Here is a 19,970-nt window from a genome sequence, read left to right as displayed (position 1 = left end):
GGTTCTACTGGTTGAGACGTTTATCTATCAGCCCCTGGACTACGCTGGGGTCGGCGAGGGTGGATGTATCCCCCAGGTTGTCCAGTTCGTTGCAGGCGATCTTGCGCAGGATGCGCCGCATGATCTTGCCCGAACGGGTCTTGGGCAGAGCGGGCGCCCACTGGATCAGCTCGGGCTTGGCGAAGCTGCCGATTTCCTTGCTGACCAGGGCCAGCAGTTCGGCCTTGAGCGCATCATCCGGTTCTATGCCGTTCATGGGGGTGACGAAGGCATAGACGCCCTGGCCCTTGAGGTCATGGGGATAACCGACCACCGCCGCTTCGGCGACGCTGTCGTGCAGTACCAGCGCACTCTCCACCTCGGCGGTACCGATACGGTGGCCGGAGACATTGATCACATCGTCGATGCGCCCGGTGATCCAGTAGTCGCCATCGGCGTCGCGGCGGGCGCCGTCGCCGGTGAAGTAATAGCCGGGCATGGGCTTGAAGTAGGTGTCGACCATGCGCTGGTGATCGCCGTAGACGCTGCGGATCTGTCCGGGCCAGCTGGCCTTGATCGCCAGCAGGCCGGCGCCTGGCCCCTCGATGAGCTTGCCTTTTTCATCCAGCAGCACCGGCTGCACGCCGAACATCGGTTGGGTGGCGCAACCGGGCTTGAGCCTCTGTGTGCCGGGAAGGGGCGTGAGCATGATGCCGCCGGTCTCGGTCTGCCACCAGGTGTCGACGATGGGGCAGCGTTTCTGCCCGACCGCCTCGAAGTACCATTCCCAGGCCTCCGGGTTTATCGGCTCGCCGACGCTGCCGAGCAGGCGCAGGCTCTGGCGCGAGGTGCCCTGCAGCGGGCCGGAGCCTTCACGCATCAGGGCCCGCAACGCGGTGGGCGCGGTGTAGAAGATGTTCACCTGGTGCTTGTCCACCACCTGCCAGAAACGCGAGGTGTCGGGGTAGTTGGGCACGCCCTCGAACATCAGCGAGATCGCGCCGTTGGCCAGCGGGCCATAGACGATATAGCTGTGGCCGGTGACCCAGCCGACGTCGGCGGTGCACCAGAACACCTCGCCGTCGCGGTAGTCGAACACCACCTTGAAGGTCATCGTGGCCTGCAGCAGGTAACCGGCGGTGCTGTGCAGCACGCCCTTGGGCTTGCCGGTGCTGCCGGAGGTGTAGAGGATGAACAGCGGGTCCTCGGCGCTCATCGGTTCGGGCGGACAGTCGTCGTCGGCCTTTGCCGTTGCCTCGTGGTACCAGAGGTCACGGCCTTCGCTCCAGCCGACGTCACCGCCGGTGCGCTTGACCACGAGCACGCTGCTGACGGCCGGGCAGCTGGCCAGCGCCTTGTCGACATTCTGCTTGAGCGGTATGCGCTTGCCGCCGCGCACCCCTTCGTCGGCAGTGATCACGGTGCGGCAATCGGCGTCGAGGATGCGGTCGCGCAGGGCATCGGGGGAGAAGCCGCCAAACACCACCGAGTGAATGGCGCCGATGCGGGTGCAGGCGAGCATCGCGTAGGCGGCCTCGGGGATCATCGGCATGTAGATGCATACCCGATCGCCTTTCTTCACACCCCGGGCTTTCAGGGCATTGGCCAGCCGGCACACCTGGCGGTGCAGCTCGCGGTAGCTGATGGCCTTGTTGTCCTTGGGATCGTCGCCCTCCCAGAGCAGGGCGGTCTGTTCGCCGCGCTTGGCCAGGTGGCGATCGATGCAGTTATGGCTGACATTCAGCTGGGCGCCGTCGAACCAGCGCGCCGCGCCGGTCTTCAGGTCGCATTGCTGCACGCTCGACCAGGGCTTGATCCAGTCCAGGCGCTTGGCCTGCTCGGCCCAGAAGGTGTCGGGGTTGTCCACCGACTGGCGATAGAGGCGGCGGTAGTCGGCGTCGGAGAGTGTGGCGGCCTGGCTGACGGCCAAGGCCTCGGGATAGTCGCGGATATCGAACATGGCGGGTGGTCCTGCTCTTGTTAGGGGCGAGGGACTGCAACGGCTATTCGATGGACAGTGTAGAAGGTGGGGGTGTTCCCGGGCGGAAAGCATCGCGGGGCAAGCCGCATCGGCGCACCGATGCGATTTGCCCCGCAATTGACAGCTACAGGTCGATCAGCCGCGGTGACGGCCGCGGAAGTAGTTGATCAGGCCCTGGGTCGAGCCATCCTCGGCGCTGTCTTCCTGGGCGCCGACCAGGCGCTGGTACACGCCCTTGCCCAGTTCCTTGCCCAGCTCCACGCCCCACTGGTCGAAGGCGTTGATGCCCCAGACCACGCTCTGCACGAACACCTTGTGTTCGTACATTGCCACCAGCGCGCCAAGGCGGCGCGGGCTGATGCGCTCGACCACCAAGGTGTTGCTCGGGCGGTTGCCCGGGATCACCTTGTGCGGCGCCAGCTTGGCGATGTCGTCCTGGTTCAGGCCCTTGGCGCGCAGTTCGGCCTCGGCTTCCTCGCGGGTCTTGCCGAGCATCAGCGCCTGGCTCTGCGACAGGCAGTTGGCGTACAGCCACTGGTGATGGTCGGCCACCGGGTTGAAGCTCACCACCGGCACGATGAAGTCGGCCGGGATCAGCTGGGTGCCCTGGTGCAGCAGCTGGTGGTAGGCGTGCTGGCCGTTGCAGCCGACGCCGCCCCAGATCACCGGGCCGGTTTCGGTCTGCACCGGCGTGCCATCGGTCAGCACGCTCTTGCCGTTGGACTCCATGTCCAGCTGCTGCAGGTGCTTGGTGATGTTGCGCAGGTAGTGGTCGTACGGCAGGATCGCGTGGCTGCGGGCGCCCCAGAAGTTGCCGTACCACACGCCCAGCAAGGCCAGCAGCACCGGCATGTTCTTCTCGAACGGCGCGGTCTGGAAGTGCTGGTCCATGGTGTAGGCGCCGGACAGCAGCTCCTTGAAGTTGGCGGTGCCGATGGCCAGGGCGATCGGCAGGCCGATGGCCGACCACAGCGAGTAACGCCCGCCCACCCAGTCCCACATCGGGAAGATGTTCTCTTCGCGGATGCCGAAGGCCACGGCCGCGGCCTTGTTGCTCGACACGGCGATGAAGTGGCGGTACAGCTCGGCTTCCGATCCGCCCTGGGCCAGGTACCAGGTACGCGCGGCCATGGCGTTCTTCAGGGTTTCGAGGGTGTTGAACGACTTCGACGACACGATGAACAGGGTGGTCTCGGCGCGCAGGTTGGCCGACAGTTCATGGAACTCGCTACCGTCGATGTTTGCCAGGTAGTGGCAGCGCACGCCGCGCTGGGCGTAGGGCAGCAGAGCCTCGGAGACCAGCTCGGGGCCAAGGAACGAGCCGCCGATGCCGATGTTGACCACGTCGGTGATCGGCTTCTCGCTGTAGCCGCGCCATAGGCCGTCGTGGATGCGCCCGACCAGTTCGGTGATCTGGTTGAGCACCTTGTGCACTTCAGGCATCACGTTGACGCCGTTCACGCTGAGCTTGTCGCCGACCGGGCGGCGCAGGGCGGTGTGCAGCACCGGGCGGCCTTCGGAGGCGTTGATGATCTCGCCGCTGAACATCGACTTGATGGCTGCTTCCAGGTCGACTTCCTTGGCCAGGTTGACCAGCAGGTCTCGGGTCTGCTCGGTGATCAGGTTCTTCGAGTAGTCGAGAAACAGGCCGCAGCTGCTCAAGGAGAACTGGTCGAAGCGCTTGCCGTCGGCGGCGAAGGCTTCGCGCATGCTGAAGCCCTGCATGGCGTCGCGGTGTTGCTGGAGCGCCTGCCAGGCGGGCAGCGCCGTCACATCGTGGGGGGTACGGTAATACGCCATTGCGGGTGGTTTCCTTGTTGCATGGTCAGGCTTGGACAGCGGCAGTCATTGCCGGTTGCAAGCTGGACATTATAGGCATTGGCGCCAAGGCGGGAATGGGGGGAGGCGGGCGGCGCGGATTAAAAATTGTCACTGACCTGATACCCAGGGCACGCGTGGGGCGACGTTGAGCCGCTCCCACGCGTCGAGCTCAGGCGGTCTGCTCTTCGAGGTGCAGATAGAGATTGTCGATCAGCCGGGTGTTGCCCAGGTAAGCTGCGGCGATCACCACCAGGTCACGGTCATCGACCTGCGCCGGGCGCAGGGTGACGGCGTGGCGTACTTCCAGGTAATCCTTACGGAACCCGGCGGCTTCGAGTTGCGCCTGGCCCTCGGCGATCAGCGCCGCGTAGTCGCGCTGGCCGCGGCGCAAGGCGTCGGCCATGGCGCTCAGCACACGGTACAGCGCCGGGGCGGCGGCACGCTGTTCTGTTGTCAGGTAGCCATTGCGCGATGACAGCGCCAGACCATCCTCGGCGCGCACAGTCGGCTCGCCGATGATCTGGATCGGCATGTTCAAGTCGCGGACCATGGCGCGGATCACCGCCAGTTGCTGGAAATCCTTCTCGCCGAACACGGCCAGGTCCGGCTGGACCATGTTGAACAGCTTGCTGACCACGGTCGCCACGCCTTCGAAGTGGCCAGGACGGCTGGCGCCGCACAGCCCTTCGGACAGTTGCGGCACGCTGACGCGGGTCTGCACGGTCATGCCATCGGGGTACATCTCCTCGACGGTCGGGGCGAACAGCAGGTGGCAGCCGGCCTGGAGCAGTTTCTCCTGGTCGGCGGCGAGGGTGCGCGGGTACTTGTCCAGGTCTTCGCCGGCGCCGAACTGCAACGGGTTGACGAAGATGCTGGCAACCACGAAGTCGGCGCGCTGTGCGGCCTTGGTCACCAGGGCGGCGTGGCCGCTGTGCAGGTTGCCCATGGTCGGCACGAAGGCGATGCGCTTGCCCTCGCCACGGGCGCGGGCCACGGCGGCGCGCAGCTCACGGACGGTCTTGACGGTATTCATGCGCTGAACCCATGTTCGCTGCCGGGGAAGCTGACTTCCTTGACCGCGCGGACATAGGCGGCCAGGGCACTCTGGATGTCCGGCTGGCCGGCCATGAAGTTCTTCACGAACTTCGGCACGCGGCCGCTCAGCGACAGCCCGAGCATGTCGTGCAGCACCAGCACCTGGCCATCAGTGGCACTGCCGGCACCGATGCCGATCACCGGAATGCTCACGGCCTGGGAGATTTCCGCGGCCAGCTCGCTGGGTACGCACTCGAGCAACAGCATGGCCGCGCCGGACTGTTCCAGGGCGATGGCGTCGGCGCGCATCTGCCGTGCCTGGGCTTCCTGGCGCCCCTGGACCTTGTAGCCGCCCAGCACGTTGACCGTCTGCGGGGTCAGGCCCATGTGCGCGCACACCGGCACGCCGCGTTCGGCCAGCAGGCGGATGGTCTCGCCCAGCCAGGCGGCGCCTTCGATCTTGAGCATGTGGGCGCCGGCGCGCATCAGTTCGGCGGCGTTGGCGAAAGCCTGCTCGGGTGTGGCGTGGGCCATGAACGGCAGGTCGGCGAGGATCAACGCCCCATCGTTGCCGCGTTTGACGCAGGCGGTGTGGTAGGCCATGTCACGGTTGGTGACGGGCAGGGTGCTGTCATGGCCCTGCAGGACCATGCCCAGGGAGTCGCCCACCAGCAGCACTTCCACGCCGGCCTGGCTGGCTGCCTTGGCGAAGGTCGCGTCGTAGCAGGTCAGCATGGTGATTTTTTCACCCTTGGCCTTCAGGCCGTGCAGGGTGGTCAGGGTTACTTCAGGCATGTAGGGGAGTCCTCGTTCAGGCGCTGTGAACAACAACTGCGTACAACGCGTGTATTCATCTTCCGGAGCGGCACATCATCGGTCGTGATGTTCGGGCACAGATCCGTCCGAGCCTAAATGGGTGATTGCGGCACAGTAGCGCCGCGGGACGCCTATAGTCGTGAGCGAGGTGGGGGAAGTCAACCAGCCGTGTTACCGCATTGTTACGGCGTGGGTGTTACTGGCGTTACCGCCGTCTGAAACGCCCGATTTACAGGCGTTCCAGGCCGACGAACGGGCAGTCCTCGAGCAGTTGCGCGAGGGGGCGGCCGTCGGCAAGGCGGAAGCTGGCGGGCACCAGCTCGGCGAGCGGGTACAGCACGAAGGGGCGGGCGTGCATGTGGTAGTGCGGCACTTTCAGGCGCGGCGCATCGATGACCTGGTCGCCGAACAGCAGCATGTCCAGGTCGAGGGTGCGTGGGCCCCAGCGCTCCTTGCGTACGCGGCCCTGGCCGTTTTCGATGGCCTGCAGGGCGTCCAGCAGGTCCAGCGGTGTCAGTGCCGTGTCGATGGCCGCCACGGCGTTGGTGTAGCGTGGCTGGCCCGGCAGCAGCGAATCGCTGGTGTAGAGCGCCGAGGCCGCCGTCAGGCGCGTCTCGGCGATCAGGTCCAGCGCCTGCAGGGCGCTGCGCAGCTGCTCGGCGGGCTCATCCAGGTTGCTGCCCAGGCCGATGTACGCACGGGTGGTCATGCTCAGTCCCACGCCTGCTCGTCGTCACGCTTGCGCTTGCCGCCACTGCGTTTGCGCTTGCGTGGGCCGGCACCGGCGCCAGCGGCGTCGTCACGGTTGCCCAGTTCGCGGATCATGTCGCGGCGCTGGCTGTCGTTGGCGTCCTGGTAGTCGGTCCACCATTGGCCCAGCCCATCGGTTTCCTCGCCGGCGCTTTCACGCAGCAGCAGGAAGTCGTAGCCGGCGCGGAAACGCGGGTTGTCGAGCAGCATGTCGGCGCGCTTGCCGCTGCGCCGTGGCAGGCGCTCCTGCATGTCCCAGATCTCGCGGATCGGCAGGGTGAAGCGCTTGGGGATGGCGATGCGTGCGCACTGTTCGGCGATCAGGTCGTGGGCCGCGCCGTTCATGGCCGGGATCGGCGGCACGCCTTGGCTCTGCAGGTACAGTACGCGGCTTGGCAGGGCTGGCCAGAGCAGCGCGGCGAACAGGAAGGCGGGTGTCACCGGCTTGCCCTGCTTGACGCGCAGGTCGGTGTTGGCCAATGCCTGGCTGATCAAGCTGTGGGTGTAGCTCGGTCGTTCTTCCAGGGCATGGCTGCTGGCCGGGAACAATGGCTCGAACAGTTGCAGGTCGACCAGCATCTCGAAGGTGATCGCCCCCTGGCCGTTGAGGAACAGCTTGAGGCTTTCCTCGAACAGGCGCGCGGGTGGGATGTCGCGCAGCATCGGCGCCAGCTCGCGGATCGGCTGCACGGTGTGCTTCTCGATGCCGAAGTCCAGCTTGGCGGCGAAGCGCACGGCGCGCAGCATGCGTACCGGATCTTCCTGGTAACGGTGGGTCGGATCGCCGATCAGGCGCAGCAGCCGGTTACGGATGTCGTGGACACCGTTGGCGTAGTCGAGGATGCGCTCGCTGACCGGGTCGTAGTACAGGGCGTTGATGGTGAAGTCGCGGCGTTGCGCGTCTTCTTCCAAAGTGCCGTACACGTTGTCGCGCAGGATGCGACCGCTGGCATTGTGCGACGAACGGTGGCTATCGGACTGGTCGTCATCGGAGTGGGGCGCGCGGAAGGTGGCGACCTCGATGATGTCACGGCCGAAATGCACGTGGACCAGCTTGAAGCGCCGGCCGATGATACGGGCGTTGCGGAACTCCGCGCGGATCTGCTCGGGGGTGGCGCTGGTGGCCACGTCGAAGTCCTTGGGCGTGATGCCCAGCAGCAGGTCGCGCACGCAGCCACCGACCAGGTAGGCCTGGTAACCGGCCGCCTGCAGGCGCTCGACAATGCCCACGGCATGGCGGCTGAACTGGCTGCGCTGCAGCGAGTGCTGGCTCTTGTTGATCACTTCAGGCGTGGTGCGCCTGTGGTGCTGGCCACGAACGGGCGGGCGGAACGACTGGAACAGCTTCTTCAGCATGGGATGCACTGTTTGAAGGAATGATCGGCCAAGGATAGGAGAATGGCCGCATGATGGGCGGGGATTCTAGCATTTACTGGGGGAATGGTGTAGGCGGTGTGCCAAGCGTGATGCAGAAGTGAGAAACGACATGGGGAGCCGAAGCTCCCCATCAAGTCGTTGCGTGCTCTTATTGTTCTTCTGCCGGGCTTCTTGTTTTTGTTGAATGCCCTGTCCACAAATCTCGAAGCTTGTGGACGACCCCCAAACCGGGGGTGAAGAGCAAACGGATTGCTTTGGTCGCCGAGTTGATGTTGATCTGTCGATCCAATCAGTTCAGGTGCTGCTTTTGAGTGCAGTTTTTGTTGTTCTCTGCCTGATCGTGGGGCAAGCCCCAAACACAACGCCTCTCCAAAAGAATCAGTTAGCTGCGCCTCCGCCGTCTTGTTTTTATTGTGCGTGAGCCGTTTCGTCTTGTTCTTATTCTGAGTTGCAGTGCTTGTTATTGTTCTTGTACCAGACATATAGCAGGTGCCGTGCCAACTTTTGAAAACCCAATGAAATCGGGGGTTTCAGCGCTTCAGGCAGGTTTTGCCGCGGGGCAAATGTAGAAATTTCGTTACCTTACGCCTCGGGGGATGTTACGCCCGGCAGGGTAGGTAACAGATTTTTGCGGTAACTGATGTGTTACCCCCAAACGACCGCGGGGCAAGCCTGCCCCCACGCGCTGTGGGAGCGGGCTTGCCCCGCGATGTATCCAGGCTGGATCAGTTGTCGCTGGTGGCGTTGCTCTTGCGCCGCGGGATGCCCAGGCGCTGGCGACGTTCCCACAGGCATTTGCGGCTGACGCCCAGCTTGCGGGCCAGTTCGGTTTCGGTCATGTGGTCCTGGTGCTCGAGCACGAAGTGCTGGAAGTAATCCTCCAGCGACAGGTCCTCGGTCGGCTCATGGCTGGCGCTGTTGCTGCTGGCCAGCGCCGGCAGGTTGTCCAGCATGTCGTCGTCTTCCAGGTCGCTCAGCTCGATGTCGATGCCCAGCAGGTCGGCGGAAATTTCCGCGCTTTCGCTGAGAATCACTGCGCGCTCCACCGCGTTTTCCAGCTCGCGCACGTTGCCCGGCCAGCTGTAATGGCGGATGGCTTGCTCGGCATCGTGGGAAAAATGCAGGTCGTCGCGGCCGATCCGTGCGCTCTGGCGGGCAAGGAAGGCATTGGCGATCTCGTTGACGTCGCTGCCGCGCTCGCGCAGGGCCGGCAATTTCAGGGCGATCACATGCAGGCGGTAGTAAAGGTCTTCCCGGAACTGCCCGGCCTTGGCCAGGTTCTTCAGGTCGCGGTGGGTGGCCGCGATCAGGCGCACGTCGACCTTCTGTGATTGCACCGAGCCCACCCGGCGGATCTCGCCTTCCTGCAGCACTCGCAGCAGGCGGGCCTGTGCTTCCAGTGGCAGCTCGCCGATCTCGTCGAGGAACAGGGTGCCACCATCGGCGGCTTCGACCAGCCCCGCCCGGCCCGCGCTGGCGCCGGTGAAGGCGCCCTTCTCGTGGCCGAACAGTTCCGACTCGATGAGGGTTTCCGGGATCGCCGCGCAGTTCACCGAGATCATCGGTGCCTTTGCCCGGCGCGAGAGGTTGTGCAGGGCGCGGGCGACCAGCTCTTTGCCGGTACCGGATTCGCCCTGGATCAGCACATTGGAGTCGGTTGGCGCGACCTTGCGAATCTTCACGAACATGTCCTGCATCGGCGGGCAGGAGCCGATGATGCCGATCTCGCCGTTGGCGGCGGCGGGACTGGCCTTGTCCGTGCTGGCCTTGCCGTTGGCGGCCCGGGGCTCGCCGGCCGGCGCCGAGGCTGGGGCGTTCACCCGGTCGCGCAGGATACGCGCCACGGCCTGGAGCATCTCGTCGTGGTCGAAGGGCTTGGCGATGTAGTCCACCGCGCCCATTTTCATCGAGTCCACCGCCGAGCGCAGGCTGGCGTAGCTGGTCATGATCAGTACCGGCGTGCCCTGGCCGAGCTTGATCAGCTCGGTACCCGGGGCACCCGGCAGGCGTAGGTCACTGACGATCAGGTCGAAGGTGGCAATGCTGAAGCGTTCCTGGGCTTCCTGCACCGAGCCGGCTTCGCTGACTTGGTACTGGTTCCGCTCGAGCAGGCGACGCAGGGCCGAGCGGATGATGGTTTCGTCTTCGACGATCAGAATATGCGGCATTGATTCAATTCTCTCGACGGTCTCGAATTTCAGGGGACGTCGCTACGACATGCCGGGGCAGGGTCACGCGGATCCGGGTACCACGTTGGCGCTCGATGTCGGCCGGGCTGTCGATGGTGATTTGCCCATAATGCTCTTCCACGATGGAATAGACCAGAGCGAGCCCCAGTCCGGTTCCTTCGCCCGGGTCCTTGGTGGTGAAGAAAGGTTCGAACAGGCGGTCCATGATGCTTTTCGGAATACCGCTGCCTTCGTCCTCGACCACCAGGTCGACGGTGTGCTCGTTGATTTCACTGCGCACGCGCACGGCGCTGCCGGGCGGCGAGGCGTCGCGGGCGTTGGAGAGCAGGTTGATCAGCACCTGGGCCAGGCGTTGCGGGTCGCCCTCGACCCAGTGTTGCGGGTCGCAGAGGTTGAAGAACTGTACTTCGAAATTGCGCCGGTTCAACGCCAGCAGACCAATGGCATCCTGCGCCACCTCGGCCAGGCACACCGGCTCCTCGCTGTTCTGCTGGCTGCCGCCGGCGTGGGCGAAGCTCATCAGCGACTGGACGATGCGCGACACGCGCTTGGTCTGCTCGAGGATCTGGCTGGACAGCTCGATGATCTCGCCGTCGCCCTCGCGCTCCTCGCGCAGGTTCTGCGCAAGGCAGGCGATGCCGGTGATCGGGTTGCCGATCTCGTGGGCCACGCCCGCGGCGAGGCGGCCGATGCTGGCCAGGCGCTCGGAGTGCACCAGCTTGTCCTCCAGCGCCTGGGTCTCGGTGAGGTCCTCGACCAGCAGCACCAGGCCGCTGTTGCCCGGGGCCAGCGGCTCGTCGATGGCCGCCTTGTGCAGGTTCAGCCAGCGCGGCTGGCCATCGAGGACCAGGCGCTGCTTGTGCAGGTGTTCGTCGGGCACGTTGATGAAGCCTTGCAGCAGGCCGCGCCAGGGTTCGGCGATGGTCACCAGGCGCGAGCCGACCACATGCTTGGCGGCGATGCCGGTGAGCTCCTCCATCGCCTTGTTCCACATCAGGATCTCCTGGTCCTTGGCCAGCGAGCACACGCCCATGGGCAGTTCCTGCAGGGTCTGGCGGTGATAGCGGCGCAGGGCGTCGAGTTCGGCGGCAAGGCCGGTCAGGCGCGAGTGATAGTCCTCGAGGCGGCTCTCGATGAAGTGGATGTCCTCGGTGACGTAGTTCTCGTTGCCGGACTTGTAAGGCAGGAAGGTCTCGACCATGTCCTGTGCCACGCTCGGCCCCATCAGGCCGGACAGGTTGGCCTCGATGCGGTCGCGCAGGCGCCGCAGGGCATAGGGGCGGCGCTCGTCGAAGGGCAGGTAGAGGTCGCGCAGGGCCTGCTCCACCTCTTTTTGCGCAGCCTTGGCGCCTAGCGGCTTGGCCAGCTGGGTGGCAAACTCCTGGGGCGAGGCGGCGTGCAGCTCGCGGCGTTGCGGGCGACGCACGTTGTCCACCGCGCAGGCCTCGGCGGCGCTGACCTCCTCGCTGCTGGCGTTGGTGAACAGCGAGATCAGGGTGAACAGCAGGACGTTGGCCGCAAGTGAAGCGATGGCCGCCATGTGCCAGCTGGTGTCGTCCAGCACGTAGATCATGTCCAGCAGCGGGATGTAGAAGCCCTGCAGGTTGCCCAGCAGTGGCAGCAGCATGGTCACCATCCACACCAGCATGCCGGCCAGCAGTCCGGCGATGAAACCGCGGCGGTTGGCGGTCGGCCAGTACAGCACCGAGAGCACGCCGGGCAGGAACTGCAGGGTGGCGACGAAGGCAACGATGCCCAGGTTTGCCAGGCTCTGGTGGGTGTTCTGGGTCAGGTAGAAGACGAAGCCGGCGGTGATGATGGCGACGATCAGCGCTCGGCGCGTCCATTTCAACCAGCGGTAGATATTGCCTTCGGCCGGCGGCTGGTACAGCGGCAGCACCAGGTGGTTCAGGGCCATGCCTGACAGCGCCAGGGTGGTGACGATGATCAGCCCGCTGGCGGCCGACAACCCACCGACATAGGCCAGTAGCGCCAGCGCTTCGTTGTTGGCGGCGATGCCCAGGCCCAGGGTGAAGTACTCGGGGTTGGTGCTGGCGCCCAGGCGCAGGCCGGCCCACAGCACCAGCGGCACGGCCAGGCTCATCAGCAGCAGGAACAGCGGCAGGCCCCAGCTGGCGCTGACCAGCGAGCGCGGGCTCAAGTTCTCGGTGAAGGCCATGTGGTACATGTGCGGCATGACGATGGCCGAGGCGAAGAACACCAGCAGCAGGGTGCGCCAGGGGCCTTCCTGCAGCGGGGTGTGCAGGGCGGCGAGGGCGGTCTGGTTCTGCAGCAGCCAGACCTCCAGCCCATGCGGGCCACCGAACACGCCGTACAGCGCATAAAGGCCGATACCGCCCAGCGCCAGCAGCTTGATCACCGATTCGAAGGCGATGGCGAACACCAGGCCTTCGTGCTTTTCGCGGGTGGCGATATGGCGTGAGCCGAAGAAGATGGTGAACAGGATGATCAGCACGCAGAAGGCAAACGCCACCCGCGCCTTGACCGGCTCGCCGGTGAGGATGCTGATCGAGTCGGCCACGGCCTGGATCTGCAGGGCCAGCAAGGGCAGCACGCCGATCAGCATGAAGATGGTGGTCAGCGCACCGGCCCAGGTGCTGCGGAAGCGAAACGCCAGCAGGTCGGCCAGCGAGGAGAGCTGGTAGGTGCGGGTGATCTTGAGGATCGGATAGAGCAGCACCGGGGCCAGCAGGAAGGCCCCGGACACCCCCAGGTAACAGGCAAGAAAGCCATAGCCATATTGATAGGCCAGGCCGACCGAGCCATAGAAGGCCCAGGCACTGGCGTAGACGCCCAGCGACAAGGTGTAGGTCAGGGGGTGGCGAATGATCGCCCGCGGGATCAGCCCGCGCTCGCTGATCCAGGCCACGCTGAACAGCACCAGCAGGTAGGCGGCGCTGATCAGGATCATCTGGGTCAGGCTAAAGCTCATCGGCATCTCGTTGGCTCTGCAGGATGAAGGTGACGACGATGAGGATCAGCCAGAGCAGGTAGGGACGGTACCAGGCACCGGTCGGCTCGATCCACCAGTCCATGATGGCGGGGGAGAACAGGTAGATCCCCACCACCAGAAGCAGGACCAAACGATAGATGTACATGCTGGCCTCGATGGGTTGGGCGCTGCGGTTTGGACTTATTATTGGCGCAAATGGCTGGGGCGATGCTAGCGGGAATCGGGGCTGTTAGCCAAGGGTTTGAATTTGTTGGGCTTTTGAGGCTGGTTTCACGTGTTCTGGCTCTATCGCGAGGCCAGTGTGCTCTTCGTGGGAGCGGGCTTGCCCCGCGATAGGGCCGCTACTGCCTCAGCGCAAATCAGCCTCGGGCACCGTCATCTGCCGCGCAATGTGCTCCGGCCGCCACTGCTGGCGCGCCACCGCCAGCACCTCGGCCGGGCTGGCCCCCGCCAGTGCCGGATCGGTCTGCTGCCCCAATGCCCGCAATGCTCGCAGCAGCAACGGCGTCGCCTGGTCCGCCTCAAGTGGCGGCGAGCGATACGACTTGCCCAACTTGTGCCCGTCGGGCTGCACGATCAATGGAATGTGCAGGTAACGCGGCTGCGAGAACCCCAGCAGCTCCTGCAGGTACAACTGGCGGGGCGTGTTGTCCAGCAGGTCGGCGCCGCGCACGATGTCGGTAACGCCCTGCCACGCATCGTCCAGTACCACCGCCAACTGGTAGGCATAGAGCCCGTCACGGCGCTGGATGACGAAGTCGCCCACCTCGCGCCCCAGGTGCTGTTCGAAGCTACCCTGGACGCGATCCGTGAAGCGGTAGATCAGTTCCGGTACGCGCAGGCGAATGGCCGCGTCTTGCCGGGGATGCCCGGCATTACGGCAAAAGCCTGGGTAGATACCGTCGTACCCTTCCAGTTGCTTGCGCGAACAGGTGCAGGCATAGGCCAGGCCCATGCTGAACAAACGGTCGACCACGGCGGCGTAGGCCTCGTGGCGCTGGCTCTGGAACACCACTTCGCCGTCCCACTCCAGGCCGTAGCGCTCCAAGGTCTGCAGGATCGCATCGCGTGCCCCGGGCATTTCCCGAGGCGGGTCGGTGTCTTCCATACGCAGTAACCAGCGGCCATCGACCGCGCGGGCGTCGAGCCAGGAGGCGAGGGCGGCTACCAGCGAGCCGAAGTGCAGAAAGCCGCTGGGGGTGGGGGCGAAGCGGCCGATGTAGCGGGAGTCGTTCATGGATTGCACAGCTATATAAATGAAGACGGGGCGTACCGATTGCAGGAGCGGGCAAGCCCGCCTCCACAACCAGTACGCCCCGTCTGCGAGGTTCTGGAATCAGCCTTTACCGACAGTCTTTTCCTTCTTCTCGGCAATTTCCTTGCAGTCGAAGCACAGGTCGGCGGTCGGGCGGGCTTCTAGGCGGCGCAGGCCGATCTCGATGCCACAGGAGTCGCACCAGCCGTACTCTTCGTCCTGAATCTTCTGCAGGGTCTTGTCGATCTTCTTGATCAGCTTGCGCTCACGATCGCGGTTGCGCAGTTCCAGGGCGAACTCTTCTTCCTGGCTGGCACGGTCAGCCGGGTCTGGGAAGTTGGCAGCTTCGTCCTTCATGTGGTCTACAGTGCGATCGACACTCTGCATGAGCTCGCCTTTCCAAGCATTGAGAAGCTTGGTGAAGTGCTTCTTCATGGGCTCGCCCATGTACTCTTCGCCCTTGGTCTCTTTATAGGGCTCGACACCGTACATGGTCTGACCGGATTTTTGCTTTTCTACGGTGGACATGAATAGACCGCCTCTCACTCATCTGATCCAATGCGCAGGCTTGCTTCCATCGCCGGCACCCGCCGGCCCTGCGACTGCGAGCCGCCGAACTTACCAGATAGATCCGGGGTGCGCTACCCCGTCCTATGCCTGCTATTGACAGCAGGACGGGCGGCACGTTCGCTGCGGCGCACAGGTAGAATCACCAGTTTAGACCCAATTGAGAGAAGGCCCATGGCTCAGCCACACAGTGCGCGCAGTCGCGCCATCGAACCCTTCCACGTGATGGCCCTGCTGGCGCGTGCCAACGAGTTGCAGGCTGCGGGCCACGACGTGATCCACCTCGAGATCGGCGAGCCGGACTTCACCACCGCCGCGCCCATCGTCGCCGCGGGCCAGGCTGCCTTGGCCGCCGGGCACACCCGTTACACCGCTGCCCGCGGCTTGCCGCAACTGCGTGAGGCAATCGCCGGGTTCTATGGCCAACGCTATGGTGTGGACCTCGACCCGGAGCGCGTGCTCATCACCCCGGGCGGTTCCGGCGCGCTGCTGCTGGCCAGCAGCCTGCTGGTCGATCCGGGCAAGCACTGGCTGCTGGCCGACCCGGGCTACCCGTGCAACCGTCACTTCCTGCGCCTGGTCGAAGGCGGCGCGCAGCTGGTGCCGGTGGGGCCGGAGGTCAATTACCAGCTGACCGCCGATCTGGTCGAGCGTCACTGGGACAAAGACACGGTCGGTGCCCTGGTGGCGTCGCCGGCCAACCCGACCGGCACGGTGCTCGACCGCGACGAGCTGGCCAGCCTTTCCAAGGCCACCCGCGAGCGCCATGGGCATCTGGTGGTGGACGAGATCTACCACGGCCTCACCTACGGCATGGATGCGCCGAGCGTGCTGGAAGTCGACGATGAGGCTTTCGTCCTGAACAGTTTTTCCAAATATTTCGGCATGACCGGCTGGCGCCTGGGCTGGCTAGTGGCGCCGCCGTCGGCGGTAGCGGACCTGGAAAAGCTGGCGCAGAACCTCTACATCAGTGCTCCGAGCATGGCCCAGCATGCCGCGCTGGCCTGCTTCGAGCCGCAAACCCTGGCAATCCTCGAGGAGCGCCGCGCCGAGTTCGCCCGCCGCCGCGACTACCTGTTGCCGGCATTGCGTGAGTTGGGCTTCGGTATCGCGGTGGAGCCGCAAGGCGCCTTCTATCTGTATGCCGATATCAGCGCGTTCGGCGGCGATGCCTTCGCATTCTGCCGGCACTTCCTCGAAACCGAGCACCTGGCATTCACCCCGGGGCTGGACTTCGGTCGTTACCAGGCCGGCCACCACGTGCGCTTTGCCTACACCCAGAACCTGCCACGTCTGGAGGAGGCGGTGCAGCGCATCGCCCGTGGCCTGAAAAGCTGGCAGGGCTGACGGATGCTGTTTCCGCAACTGGAACAGGCGCGACTGCTACGCCGCTATAAACGCTTCCTGGCCGACATCGAGCTGGCAACTGGCGAGCAGTTGACCATTCACTGCCCCAACACTGGCTCCATGCTCAATTGCATGCGCGAGGGCGGGCAGGTCTGGTTCAGCCGCTCCAACGATCCCAAGCGCAAGCTGCCCGGTACCTGGGAGATCAGCGAAACGCCCCAGGGACGGCTGGCCTGTGTCAACACCGGGCGCGCCAATGCGGTGGTGGAGGAAGCGCTGCGGGCCGGGGTGATCACGGAGCTTGCCGGGTTCACCACGCTCAAGCGTGAAGTGGCGTATGGCGAGGAACGTAGCCGTATCGACTTCTACCTGGAGTTCGCCAATGGCGACAAGGCCTACGTCGAGGTCAAGAGCGTGACCCTCGGTTACCCCGATACCGCCGTGGCGGCGTTCCCCGACGCCGTCACCCAGCGTGGGGCCAAACACTTGCGCGAGCTGGCCGCCCTGGCACGCCAGGGCATCCGTGCGGTGCAGCTGTATTGCGTGAACCTGACCGGCATCGAGGCCGTGCGCCCGGCTCAGGAGATCGACGCCGCCTACGCCCAGGCACTGCGCGCCGCGGTGGCGGAAGGGGTCGAGGTGTTGGCTTATGGCACGCGCCTGGATGCCCAACAACTGGTCATCGACCGGCCACTGCCGGTATTGCTCAATCCGTAAGCCAGATGCCCTGGCTGTCTTCCCGGCAGTCCAGGGCTTCCAGCCATTCGCCCGCGCAGGGGCCAGTAATGCATTCGCCGCTTTCTATCAGGAACTGGGCCCCGTGATGGGCGCACTGGATCAGGCTCGCGCTGTCATCGAGAAAGCTGTCCGCCGCCCAGTTCAGCGGGATGCCCCGGTGCGGGCAGCGGTTGCGATAGAGGTGGACCGTGCCCTGGCGGCGCACGCCGAACAGCGCTATGCCGGCTACGCTGAAGGCGCGGCTGTGGCCCTCGGCGAGGTCGTTGGAGGCGCAGAGAAAATGCATCGCAGCGGAGTCTTCCGGTTAAGCCGTGTGACAAAGGGATGGCTTGACGCTTCAATGCGAATAATTATCAAATTGCCCGCATTCGTCGCGCCAGGCTGTCTATGGTGCGCACTTGTGCCGCCCGCCACAAGGTGTGCTGCCCGCCCTCTGCAAAGGAATCCGATGATGCGCCGTCCCGCTGCCTTGATTGCCCTGTGCGCCGGTCTTGCCCTATCTACCCACACCATGGCCGCCGAGCTGCCACAGCGCTGGGTGAGCGCCGGCGGTGCCTTGAGCGAGTGGATCAGCGCCCTGGGCGGTGAGCAGCGTCTGGTCGGCGTCGACACCACCAGTCAGCATCCCGAGTCGCTCAAGGCGCTGCCCAGCATCGGTTACCAGCGCCAGTTGTCGGCCGAAGGCATCCTCAGCCTGCGCCCTGACGTGCTGGTGGGCACCGAGGAAATGGGGCCACCGCCGGTGCTGGCGCAGATCCGCAACGCCGGGGTGCGGGTCGAGCTGTTCTCCAGCAAGGCCGAAGTGGGCGCGGTTGACGAGAACCTCAAGCACCTGGGGGCATTGCTTGGCGACGAACGCAAAGCCGAGACGTTGGCTGCCGATTACCGCCAGCAACTGGAGGCGTTGCACAAACAGGTCGAGCAGGCCCAGGCCGGGCAGAAGGCGCCTGGGGTGTTGCTGCTGGTCGGGCATGCCGGCGCCAAGCCGATGATCGCCGGGCAGGGCACTGCCGGGGACTGGGTGCTGCGTCAGGCGGGAGGGCGCAATCTTGCCGATCACCAGGGCTACAAGAACTTCTCGGTGGAAGCCCTCGCCGCGCTGAATCCGGACGTGGTGGTGTTCTCTGACCGTGCCCTCAGCGGTGAAAAGGCCTTGCAGGCACTGATCAAGGAAAACCCGGCCCTGGCGACGTCCCGCGCGGTGCGCGACAAGCGCCTGCTGTCGCTCGATCCGACGTTGCTGGTCGGCGGCCTCGGCCCGCGCCTGCCGGCCACCCTGCATGAGCTGGCCGCCAGCTTCTATCCCGCCGCCAAGGCCAGCCTCAATCCATGATGCCGCGGGTTCGACCACGTACGTTGTTCATTACCCTGGCCTTGCTGTGCCTGCTGGCGGTGTGGTTGTCGCTGGCGCTGGGGCCGGTCAGCCTGCCGCTGTTCGATACCCTGCGCGCCGGCCTGCGCCTGGTCGGGTTGCCGGTCAGTGGCGAGGGCCTGGAGCAGGCCGAGATGATCCTCGGCCAGATCCGCCTGCCGCGAACCCTGCTGGGGCTGGCGGTCGGCGCGGTGCTGGCATTGTCCGGCGTGGCGATGCAGGGGTTGTTCCGCAACCCGCTGGCCGATCCGGGGCTGGTCGGTGTCGCCAGCGGCGCCGCCCTGGGGGCCGCGGTGGCGATCGTCGGCGGCAGTTGGCTGGGCGGCATTGCTGACTGGTTCGCGCCTTATCTATTGTCGTTGTGTGCCTTCGTCGGCGGCCTGGGCGTGACAGCGATGGTCTATCGCCTGGGGCGCCGCGACGGCCAGACCAACGTGGCGACCATGCTCCTGGCCGGTATCGCGATGACCGCGCTGGGCGGCTCGGCGGTGGGCCTGTTCACTTACCTGGCCGACGACGCCACCCTGCGCACCCTGACCTTCTGGAACCTGGGCAGCCTCAACGGCGCCAGCTACGAGCGACTGTGGCCCTTGCTGCTGGTGGCGGCAGCCGTGGCCTTGTGGCTGCCGCGCCGGGCACAGGCGCTCAACGCGTTGCTGTTGGGGGAGTCGGAGGCCCGGCACCTGGGTATCGAGGTCGAAAAGCTCAAGCGCGAGCTGGTGTTCTGCACCGCGCTCGGCGTGGGGGCGGCGGTTGCCGCGGCCGGCCTGATCGGCTTCATCGGCCTGGTGGTGCCGCACCTGGTGCGGCTGGTGGCGGGGCCGGATCATCGGGTGCTGCTGCCGGCCTCGTTGCTGGCGGGCGGTACCTTGCTGCTGTTCGCCGACCTGGTCGCACGCCTGGCCCTGGCCCCGGCGGAGTTGCCGATCGGCATCGTCACCGCCTTTATCGGGGCGCCATTCTTCCTGTTCCTGCTGGTGAAGGTGCGCAACTGATGCTCGACGTCCAAGGGCTGTCCCTCAAGCGCGGTGGCAGCCAGGTGCTGCACGACATCAACCTCACGTTGCGGCCAGGGCAGGTGCTGGGTGTGCTCGGGCCCAATGGCGCCGGCAAGAGTAGCCTGCTCGGCGCCCTGTGTGGCGAACTGGCGCCCAGCGCCGGGCGCGTGCAGCTCGATGGGCGCGGACTGGACGCCTGGTCGGGCCAGGCGCGGGCCCGGCGCCTGGCGGTACTGCCGCAGGCGTCCAGCCTTGGCTTTGCCTTCAGTGTCGCGGAAGTGGTCGGCCTCGGCCGCCTGCCCCATGCCAGCGGCCGTCAGCGCGACCGGGAAATCGTCGAGGCGGCGCTGGCGGCGGCGGATGCTCAGCACCTGGTCGAGCGCAGCTACCTGGCGCTGTCCGGGGGGGAGCGCCAGCGCGTGCACCTGGCGCGGGTGCTGGCCCAGCTGTGGCCGGGCGAGCCCGGCACCACGCTGTTGCTGGATGAACCCACTTCTGCGCTGGACCCGCTGCATCAGCACACCACGCTGCAGGCGGTACGCAGTTTCGCCGACCGAGGCGCGTCGGTGCTGGTGATCCTGCATGACCTGAACCTGGCGGCGCGCTACTGTGACCATATTCTCTTGCTGGAGCAGGGCCGCAGCCATGCACTGGGCACACCGCAACAAGTGCTGACTCCGACGGCGCTGCGGGCGGTGTTCGGCATCGACGTTCTGGTGCAACCTCACCCGGAGCGCGGCCATCCGCTGATCATCACTCGCTAGGAGCCAT

17 protein-coding genes are annotated in these 19,970 nt (G+C 65.5%); 5 read left to right on the top strand and 12 right to left on the bottom strand.

The annotated features are described in order from the left end of the window. Window positions 1–4: 4 nt before the first annotated feature. From acs to dksA, 11 genes are all read right to left on the bottom strand, one after another. On the bottom strand, window positions 5–1,939 hold the full coding sequence (gene acs, locus ACZ9C1_RS15255; RefSeq protein WP_476254154.1) for an acetate--CoA ligase: 1,935 nt from the start codon (window positions 1,937–1,939) through the stop codon (window positions 5–7). Between the two features lie 156 nt (window positions 1,940–2,095). Beyond that, a complete protein-coding gene (pgi, locus tag ACZ9C1_RS15250) occupies window positions 2,096–3,760 on the bottom strand; it encodes a glucose-6-phosphate isomerase (RefSeq protein ID WP_038706862.1) in 1,665 nt (554 codons plus the stop codon). A gap of 190 nt (window positions 3,761–3,950) precedes the next feature. Continuing rightward, the gene (gene panC / locus ACZ9C1_RS15245; RefSeq protein ID WP_198754608.1) at window positions 3,951–4,814 is read right to left on the bottom strand and encodes a pantoate--beta-alanine ligase; all 864 of its coding nucleotides are present in this window, start codon (window positions 4,812–4,814) and stop codon (window positions 3,951–3,953) included. Beyond that, entirely contained in the window at window positions 4,811–5,611 is an 801-nt protein-coding gene (gene panB / locus ACZ9C1_RS15240) for a 3-methyl-2-oxobutanoate hydroxymethyltransferase (RefSeq protein WP_102683204.1), read from the bottom strand. The genes panC and panB overlap by 4 nt, the downstream gene beginning before the upstream one ends. Window positions 5,612–5,861: 250 nt before the next feature. Then, the gene (gene folK, locus ACZ9C1_RS15235; protein ID WP_111533410.1) at window positions 5,862–6,341 is read right to left on the bottom strand and encodes a 2-amino-4-hydroxy-6-hydroxymethyldihydropteridine diphosphokinase; all 480 of its coding nucleotides are present in this window, start codon (window positions 6,339–6,341) and stop codon (window positions 5,862–5,864) included. Window positions 6,342–6,343: 2 nt separating this feature from the next. Continuing rightward, on the bottom strand, window positions 6,344–7,738 hold the full coding sequence (locus ACZ9C1_RS15230) for a polynucleotide adenylyltransferase PcnB (protein WP_046854081.1): 1,395 nt from the start codon (window positions 7,736–7,738) through the stop codon (window positions 6,344–6,346). Window positions 7,739–8,484: 746 nt separating this feature from the next. After that, window positions 8,485–9,927 (bottom strand): sigma-54-dependent transcriptional regulator, encoded by a 1,443-nt coding sequence (locus tag ACZ9C1_RS15225; protein WP_110701728.1) that lies wholly within the window; start codon window positions 9,925–9,927, stop codon window positions 8,485–8,487. Between the two features lie 4 nt (window positions 9,928–9,931). Further along, complete coding sequence (locus ACZ9C1_RS15220; protein WP_178082059.1) at window positions 9,932–12,907, bottom strand: sensor histidine kinase; 2,976 nt, start codon at window positions 12,905–12,907, stop codon at window positions 9,932–9,934. Next, window positions 12,891–13,067, bottom strand: coding sequence for a hypothetical protein (locus tag ACZ9C1_RS15215; protein ID WP_003250005.1), 177 nt, complete (start codon window positions 13,065–13,067; stop codon window positions 12,891–12,893). Before ACZ9C1_RS15215 ends, ACZ9C1_RS15220 begins: the two co-directional genes overlap by 17 nt. 204 nt (window positions 13,068–13,271) lie before the next feature. Next, window positions 13,272–14,159 carry a tRNA glutamyl-Q(34) synthetase GluQRS gene (gene gluQRS / locus ACZ9C1_RS15210; RefSeq protein ID WP_214500951.1) on the bottom strand — a complete coding sequence of 296 codons (888 nt, stop codon included), beginning with the start codon at window positions 14,157–14,159 and terminating at the stop codon, window positions 13,272–13,274. A gap of 99 nt (window positions 14,160–14,258) precedes the next feature. Further along, entirely contained in the window at window positions 14,259–14,705 is a 447-nt protein-coding gene (dksA, locus tag ACZ9C1_RS15205) for an RNA polymerase-binding protein DksA (RefSeq protein WP_110701722.1), read from the bottom strand. 213 nt (window positions 14,706–14,918) lie between these two features. Here dksA and ACZ9C1_RS15200 point away from each other — a divergent pair, with 213 nt between their 5' ends. Next, a complete protein-coding gene (locus ACZ9C1_RS15200) occupies window positions 14,919–16,091 on the top strand; it encodes a pyridoxal phosphate-dependent aminotransferase (RefSeq protein WP_102683208.1) in 1,173 nt (390 codons plus the stop codon). A gap of 3 nt (window positions 16,092–16,094) precedes the next feature. Next, window positions 16,095–16,808: a DNA/RNA nuclease SfsA gene (gene sfsA, locus ACZ9C1_RS15195; protein ID WP_110701720.1), complete on the top strand. Its 714-nt coding sequence runs from the start codon at window positions 16,095–16,097 to the stop codon at window positions 16,806–16,808. On the opposite strand, the gene ACZ9C1_RS15190 is transcribed toward sfsA, so the two are convergent. After that, window positions 16,798–17,115: a Rieske (2Fe-2S) protein gene (locus ACZ9C1_RS15190; protein ID WP_023631907.1), complete on the bottom strand. Its 318-nt coding sequence runs from the start codon at window positions 17,113–17,115 to the stop codon at window positions 16,798–16,800. The two genes, sfsA and ACZ9C1_RS15190, sit on opposite strands and share 11 nt — an antisense overlap. Window positions 17,116–17,277: 162 nt before the next feature. Here ACZ9C1_RS15190 and ACZ9C1_RS15185 point away from each other — a divergent pair, with 162 nt between their 5' ends. The 3 genes from ACZ9C1_RS15185 to ACZ9C1_RS15175 are packed head-to-tail and all read left to right on the top strand — an operon-like array spanning window position 17,278 to window position 19,963. After that, window positions 17,278–18,162, top strand: a complete 885-nt coding sequence (locus tag ACZ9C1_RS15185; protein WP_110701718.1) for a heme/hemin ABC transporter substrate-binding protein — start codon at window positions 17,278–17,280, stop codon at window positions 18,160–18,162. Between the two features lie 50 nt (window positions 18,163–18,212). Beyond that, on the top strand, window positions 18,213–19,196 hold the full coding sequence (locus ACZ9C1_RS15180) for a FecCD family ABC transporter permease (protein ID WP_178082060.1): 984 nt from the start codon (window positions 18,213–18,215) through the stop codon (window positions 19,194–19,196). Further along, window positions 19,196–19,963 (top strand): heme ABC transporter ATP-binding protein, encoded by a 768-nt coding sequence (locus tag ACZ9C1_RS15175; protein WP_110701714.1) that lies wholly within the window; start codon window positions 19,196–19,198, stop codon window positions 19,961–19,963. The genes ACZ9C1_RS15180 and ACZ9C1_RS15175 overlap by 1 nt, the downstream gene beginning before the upstream one ends. The last annotated feature ends 7 nt before the right edge of the window (window positions 19,964–19,970 follow it).

Source organism: Pseudomonas sp. TE21435 (assembly GCF_056279265.1).
This window is presented reverse-complemented; position numbering and strand designations above follow the sequence as displayed.

Excerpts from the sequence above, each read along its gene's own strand:
- ACZ9C1_RS15185 (WP_110701718.1), top strand. The coding sequence starts at position 17,278 with ATGATGCGCCGTCCCGCTGCCTTGATTGCCCTGTGCGCCGGTCTTGCC.
- dksA (WP_110701722.1), bottom strand. The coding sequence starts at position 14,705 with ATGTCCACCGTAGAAAAGCAAAAATCCGGTCAGACCATGTACGGTGTC.
- folK (WP_111533410.1), bottom strand. The coding sequence starts at position 6,341 with ATGACCACCCGTGCGTACATCGGCCTGGGCAGCAACCTGGATGAGCCC.
- ACZ9C1_RS15200 (WP_102683208.1), top strand. The coding sequence starts at position 14,919 with ATGGCTCAGCCACACAGTGCGCGCAGTCGCGCCATCGAACCCTTCCAC.
- panC (WP_198754608.1), bottom strand. The coding sequence starts at position 4,814 with ATGAATACCGTCAAGACCGTCCGTGAGCTGCGCGCCGCCGTGGCCCGC.
- pgi (WP_038706862.1), bottom strand. The coding sequence starts at position 3,760 with ATGGCGTATTACCGTACCCCCCACGATGTGACGGCGCTGCCCGCCTGG.
- acs (WP_476254154.1), bottom strand. The coding sequence starts at position 1,939 with ATGTTCGATATCCGCGACTATCCCGAGGCCTTGGCCGTCAGCCAGGCC.
- ACZ9C1_RS15175 (WP_110701714.1), top strand. The coding sequence starts at position 19,196 with ATGCTCGACGTCCAAGGGCTGTCCCTCAAGCGCGGTGGCAGCCAGGTG.
- panB (WP_102683204.1), bottom strand. The coding sequence starts at position 5,611 with ATGCCTGAAGTAACCCTGACCACCCTGCACGGCCTGAAGGCCAAGGGT.
- ACZ9C1_RS15230 (WP_046854081.1), bottom strand. The coding sequence starts at position 7,738 with ATGCTGAAGAAGCTGTTCCAGTCGTTCCGCCCGCCCGTTCGTGGCCAG.
- ACZ9C1_RS15220 (WP_178082059.1), bottom strand. The coding sequence starts at position 12,907 with ATGCCGATGAGCTTTAGCCTGACCCAGATGATCCTGATCAGCGCCGCC.
- ACZ9C1_RS15215 (WP_003250005.1), bottom strand. The coding sequence starts at position 13,067 with ATGTACATCTATCGTTTGGTCCTGCTTCTGGTGGTGGGGATCTACCTG.
- ACZ9C1_RS15225 (WP_110701728.1), bottom strand. The coding sequence starts at position 9,927 with ATGCCGCATATTCTGATCGTCGAAGACGAAACCATCATCCGCTCGGCC.
- gluQRS (WP_214500951.1), bottom strand. The coding sequence starts at position 14,159 with ATGAACGACTCCCGCTACATCGGCCGCTTCGCCCCCACCCCCAGCGGC.
- ACZ9C1_RS15190 (WP_023631907.1), bottom strand. The coding sequence starts at position 17,115 with ATGCATTTTCTCTGCGCCTCCAACGACCTCGCCGAGGGCCACAGCCGC.
- sfsA (WP_110701720.1), top strand. The coding sequence starts at position 16,095 with ATGCTGTTTCCGCAACTGGAACAGGCGCGACTGCTACGCCGCTATAAA.